General features: G+C 37.5%; 7 protein-coding genes. All 7 read right to left on the bottom strand.

What is annotated here, in order from left to right:
• The coding region (locus tag ACW2QF_RS16885; protein WP_455717183.1) for a Type 1 glutamine amidotransferase-like domain-containing protein at positions 1-510 on the bottom strand (510 nt) is incomplete at its 3' end.
• Positions 511-619: 109 nt separating this feature from the next.
• Positions 620-1,048 (bottom strand): hypothetical protein, encoded by a 429-nt coding sequence (locus ACW2QF_RS16880; RefSeq protein ID WP_455717182.1) that lies wholly within the window; start codon positions 1,046-1,048, stop codon positions 620-622.
• 30 nt (positions 1,049-1,078) lie between these two features.
• Positions 1,079-1,591 (bottom strand): serine hydrolase domain-containing protein, encoded by a 513-nt coding sequence (locus tag ACW2QF_RS16875; protein ID WP_455717181.1) that lies wholly within the window; start codon positions 1,589-1,591, stop codon positions 1,079-1,081.
• Positions 1,592-1,643: 52 nt separating this feature from the next.
• Positions 1,644-3,944, bottom strand: coding sequence for an ABC transporter (locus ACW2QF_RS16870; RefSeq protein ID WP_455717180.1), 2,301 nt, complete (start codon positions 3,942-3,944; stop codon positions 1,644-1,646).
• A gap of 30 nt (positions 3,945-3,974) precedes the next feature.
• Entirely contained in the window at positions 3,975-4,907 is a 933-nt protein-coding gene (locus tag ACW2QF_RS16865; protein ID WP_455717179.1) for an AraC family transcriptional regulator, read from the bottom strand.
• Positions 4,908-4,974: 67 nt separating this feature from the next.
• On the bottom strand, positions 4,975-5,481 hold the full coding sequence (locus tag ACW2QF_RS16860; protein WP_455717178.1) for a GNAT family N-acetyltransferase: 507 nt from the start codon (positions 5,479-5,481) through the stop codon (positions 4,975-4,977).
• A 97-nt stretch (positions 5,482-5,578) separates the two neighbouring features.
• A partial coding sequence (locus ACW2QF_RS16855) for an HAD family hydrolase (RefSeq protein WP_455717177.1) occupies positions 5,579-5,841 on the bottom strand: 263 nt, incomplete at its 5' end.

Here is a 5,841-nt window from a genome sequence, read left to right as displayed (position 1 = left end):
CACTTCAGCCGAAACTTTGGTAATATCAAAATGTGGCTTAACAGAAATGTTAACGCACCCAAGTCCACTATATATCTCCTGTTTATTGTGTTCACAGGATACTGTACATATAGCTGTTTCTGCGAGATTAATTGAACCTGCGCTCATTCCAATAACAACACCATTATGATCCTTTATTATTTTATCTAATCCATATTTTAATATATAGTTAAATTCCGTTGGTGTATCGCCACCAGATAGCCAAATTACATCTGCTTCTGCAACTGCTTTTTTTGCTTCTTCCTTGGTCATTCTCCCATCAACAACATATGCTTTTTCAAAATGAATCCCTTTCTCTTTGAACATGTTTAGAAAGAACTCAAAGTACTTATCAGTTATCTCATGTATCTTTTCAAACTCAGATGCAATAAAGGCAAATTTATTTCTTTTTATTATTATCTTTCGAAATTGTTCTGCTATTTCATCATTAAATCCATTCGAAAACATGCTCGTTAATATATATGTACTCATTATTCTCCTCCGTCGAATTCCTATTGGTCTTGATCCCTCATATTTTCAATACAATGATTGTAAATTATTTAGTATATAATGTCAATTTCTTCATGACATTTTCCTCCTATTAACAATCCTCAAACATTGGTTCAATATACTCTTTAATAAGTTTTATTCTATCCTTCGCACGTGGAATAAAAAGAGATGCGATAGAAATCACCATTTTTTTCTTTGTGTTAACATAAATCACATTTCCTCCATCTCCCATAGCCGCATAGATATGTTCTTTATTATCAATAATCCACCACAAATAACCATACGACAACTTGCCCCACCTACTATGTTCCTTTGTACTCTCATCTATCCACCATGACGGGATAATTTGCTTATTATTCCATATTCCGTCGTCTAAGTACAATTGACCTATTTTGGCCATATCCATAGGAGTCAAGGTAAGCCCCCAACCTGCAGTATTTATACCTTGCTGGTCGGCAACCCAACCACTGACAACTTTATCTTGGAAAAAGGCAAGTTGTTCTTCTTTACTGTTTAACACTACATTATGTTCAACATGAATATCTAATGGCTAGAATAAATATTTTGTTGCAAAATCAAACACGGATTGTCCTGTTGCTTTTACAAGAATGCCCGATAGAATATGTGTTCCTACAATAGCAGAATACGTAAATTCTTCTATCTTACCCTTACCTCCTAATAAATCCAGTGCAAATTTAATCCAGTTATCACTTGTAAAAAACTTTTCGTATGGTTCCGACTTATATTTATACGGAGCTGTCATGGTGAGCATATTCTTAATCGTAATGCTCTTTTTTTCACCTTCCTTAATTGTGTAATCCGGGAAGAAATCTAATACTTTCTGATCTATACTTTTGATATATCCTTTCTCTATGGCGATTCCAATCAATGCAGAAAATATACTTTTAGTTACCGATGCTACATGGATGGCGTTGGCAGCAGTGTATCCATTATAGTAGTTTTCATATACTGTTTTACCATTTTTCAACACAACTAAGCCCGCTATATTGTTATAGCTACTGTTTATCGTCTTTTCTAACCATATCCTTTTTCTTTGATTCATATGATACCCTCCTTACCAATTGTAAGAAGATTTTCAATGGTCGATGCTAATTTCATACAAGATACCTCCCAGTCTTGGAATTGGGATTCCCTCTCAGACTCTCTGGTGTTCCTTTAGCAATAATCTCACCGCCCTTGTCCCCACCTTCCGGTCCAAGTTCAATGATATAATCACAGCTCTTTAAGACTTCAACATTGTGTTCAATGACAATCACAGAATTGCCATTGGCAACCAGCTGATCTAATAGCTTTAGTAACAATGCCGTATCATACAGGCTAAGACCAGTCGTTGGTTCATCTAACACATAAAGTATATTCCCCTTTAGTTGACGACCTAACTCTTTGGCAAGCTTCACTCTCTGTGCCTCACCACCGCTTAATGAAGAAGATGGTTGACCAAGCCTTAAGTAGCCCATACCCATCTGTTCTAAGATACGCAGTGGTTTCACAATACTACTATGATCGGCAAAGAATGAAATAGCTTCAGCAATGCTCATCTCTAACACATCGACAATCGTTTTTCCTTTATATTCTACCAAAAGACTTTCTTCATGAAACCGCTTACCATGACACGTCTGGCAGATCTTATCTACAGAAAAATCAGAGGTAAGAAAGATTCTTTCATAACCACTACCGCCACAGTCTGGACATGCCCCTTTAGAATGAAACGAAAAATGTCCAGCACTCATGTTTCTTATTCTTGCTTCTGATTGTCTTGCAAATAGTTCCCGAATCTTATCCCAGATACCTATATAAGATACAGGTGTAGAGCTGGCACTTCTTCCAATAGGCTCTTGAGATATCTTTACAAAACCACTTATCCGTTCTGCACCTGATATACCTGTCACATGGTCATATTTTCGTTTCGCATAAACTGCACTGGTAAGACGTTTCAAAAGTGTCTCCGAGATAAGAGAACTCTTACCACTTCCTGATAATCCTGCGATACCAACCATAGAATGAAGTGGAAATGCCACCGTTAAATCCTTCAAATAATGGGTACTTACATGTTCCAAGATAAGACAGTCTTCTTTATCATACCAATCCTTTCTAATCAAACGTTTTGGCATCAAATGCTTTCCTGAAAGATACTGACTAAGCAGAGTGTCGGCATTCTCGTATCCTTCATAACCACCTTGGTAGACCACTGTTCCTCCTTCTACACCAGCTTTAGGACCGATTTCAATAATATGGTCAGCATGACGAATCATCTCTTTATCATGCTCCACCACAATCACTGTATTTCCAAGGTCTCTTAATTCCTTTACCGCTTCTATCATGCTTTGCTTCTCTGATGGATGTAACCCCGCCATCGGTTCATCAAAGACATAGATCAGGGAATCCAGCCTGGACTCCAGATGAAGATGGAGAAAAAGACGCTGAACCTCTCCTCCACTTAATGAAGACATCTCCCGGTAAAGAGTCAGATGCCCTAATCGAAACCTGATCAGATGCTTTAATTTCTCCATTACGTTCTTAACAACGTTCTTACCAAACTGTGATAATTCTTCTCCAGGTATTTCGTTTAAGAAGTCAAGAAGACCTGTTAGTCTCATCTGTCCAAGTTCACCGATTTGCTTTCCATGAAGGACGAATTCTCTTGCTTCCCTGCCAATTCTCTCACCATGACAATCTGGACAAATCGTATTCACATAGACTTTCTCCACATCCTCGCCCTTTTCATAAGCATTTCTTAGTATCCGTTCCAAACAATAGCTTTGTTTCCCATTGTCATACGTTCCGTAGATCACTTCGCCTCGTATCTCTTCTGGAAGTTGCCAAAATGGAGTTTCAAAATACATTCCGTATTTCCTCTTTAGATTTCGTAAAAAACCTGCCGTTACCTGTAGATTCTCATAGACTTCCAATAATGTTGTCGTTTTTTTAGGAATCAACTGCTGGGGATTGATATCAAAATAAGAACCTCTACCATGGCAGCTAAGACACATGCCATCGGCTGTTGTATAGAGAAAGAAACTTGGAGAGAGATGTTCACTATACTCATCCAAGGATTCCCCTTCACTGGCATAAACAAGAGCCAGCTGGTTAAGTATCCCGGTCTTTGTACCAACTGTGGAACGGGGATTGCTTTGTCTTATTGTGTTCTGACGTACCGCCACCGTTGGACCAATACCTTCCATCTTATCGAACCGATCCTCTTTATCAGGTCCAGCCAGAATGCCAATTGACCTTAGATACTGATTCTTTCCTTCTTCGAAAAGGATATCAAATGCAAGACTGGATTTACCGGAACCGCTGATACCGGTAATGACCACCAATTGATGTTTGGGAATTGTTAGATTAATATTTTTCAGATTATGGATTCGTGCTCCTTGAATCTTGATTTCTTCCATATGCTCACCTCAGAATAGATTTGCAGCATATTAGAAATGAATGGGCTCAATTGGAACGTAAATGTCCACCTCATGGATACGACTCTCGTCGTTGGCATTTGGAATGTTGCGATACACTTCAAATGGATAAGAGTTTCTTGGAACATAACCACTGCCCGTTAACCACTCCTGATACATGTAATTCCAGGCGTCGCTGTACTGTTCCTGCTGAATACGAAAATGTCCAACCGCATACAGGCCATCTACTAACTTCATCTCTCCAAGGATTCCGTCTTCCTGTATCCGAATGTCCTCTGGAACCGTCAGACATAGACTAGTACGGAACTGGCTCTCCTCTGAGAATTCGGGATTGTCATGATATATGGCAAGAACCCAGTTCTGATCCTCCACTAGAAGATGCTGTTTCTTGGCATAATCAAATAACCTCTGAATTAGATTAGTATATTCGTTTGCTAATGTCTCATAGGTACCTGTATGCCTCACATAAGCGACCTTTTTTTCATCCAGGTTTTCTATGGTAATCTTAGCGGTCACAGGAAACGGATTGCCTGCCCATTCTTTCTTTGCTGTGTCCTTATTGTACTCAGACAACAAAAAAGAATCTTTGCAATTCTTGCTATATTCCTTTCGGTATTCTCTTGGACTAATGCCATGATAATTCTTAAACGCCCTGGAAAATACAGCTGAATCCGTAAATCCAAGTTCATAGGCAATGTCTGTCATATTTTTATCTGATCGGTGTGCTAACAGAAACAATGCCCTCTCCATACGAATCCGATTCACATAATGGGATAATGGCTCATGCAATATGCCCTGAAAGATCCTGCTAAAATGATATTTAGAAAAGCCAGCAGCACTTGACAGCTCGTCTATTGAAAGAGACTCTCCTAAATGATGCTCGATGTAATCCTGCACTTTATGAATCCTTCGTAGGTACTCTTCCTGACATTTCCGATCTACCATATGATGTCCTCCTGTTCCTCATTGTCGTAAACCACCCCTACTTTTATGATCATAAGCTATTATATATCTATTCTTTAACAATGGCATAAATATTCATATCTAATATTTTCCCGTTTTTCATTGCATTCTTCCTTAAAGTTCCTTCATATCTAAATCCAGCTTTTTCAAGAACTCGACAGGAAGGGACATTGTATGTAAATGGTTCCGCATAAATACGAATAATATCAGTATTATTAAAAATATAGTTACATGCTTGTTTAACTGCACTTGTCCCTATACCTTGTCCCCAAAAAGACTCTGCTATATAATAACCCATTTCTGCAGTATATTTATGAATATTCTCCTTGCGAAATACTCCAATGCTTCCTATTACCTTATCATCAATTGTAATTGCAAATGCAAAAGTTGAAGTTTTATCGGAATTAAGCATTTCATTAATATACTCTTTGGCATCCTCCTCTGTATAGGGGTAAGGCAAACCATCTCTTAAATTATCAAGGATCTTCTTATTGTTTAAGGCTATTGCCAAGTCCTTTGCATCTTCAATTTTCCAATGACGTATTTTACATTCCATGTGAGTCCTCCTATCTTATTATTATACAATATAATGTCATTTTAATTTTCTTCAAATTATTGTTTCAACAGAATAAATGCTGATAAATGCATGAATTTTAGATAACTAAATCAATTAATTCATCTAATGAATAAATCTCAATATAATCTTCTTTATTAATTCCACCGACTTGATTACGATTAATAAACACAGGCGTAAAACCAAACTCATCAGCCCCAATAATATCCGCTACAAAGTTGTCACCAACAAAATATATCTCTTTCTTTTCAATATTGCTATCATACTTTTTAATTTCATCAAAAACAACTTGGAAAAAGTCTTTGTTAGGCTTCTTTGCTTTATAATCAGCACTAAAGTATG

The sequence above is a fragment of the Anaerosporobacter sp. genome, assembly GCF_965301125.1.
Note: the sequence above shows the minus strand (reverse complement) of the source record. Positions and strands in the feature narration are given on the sequence as shown.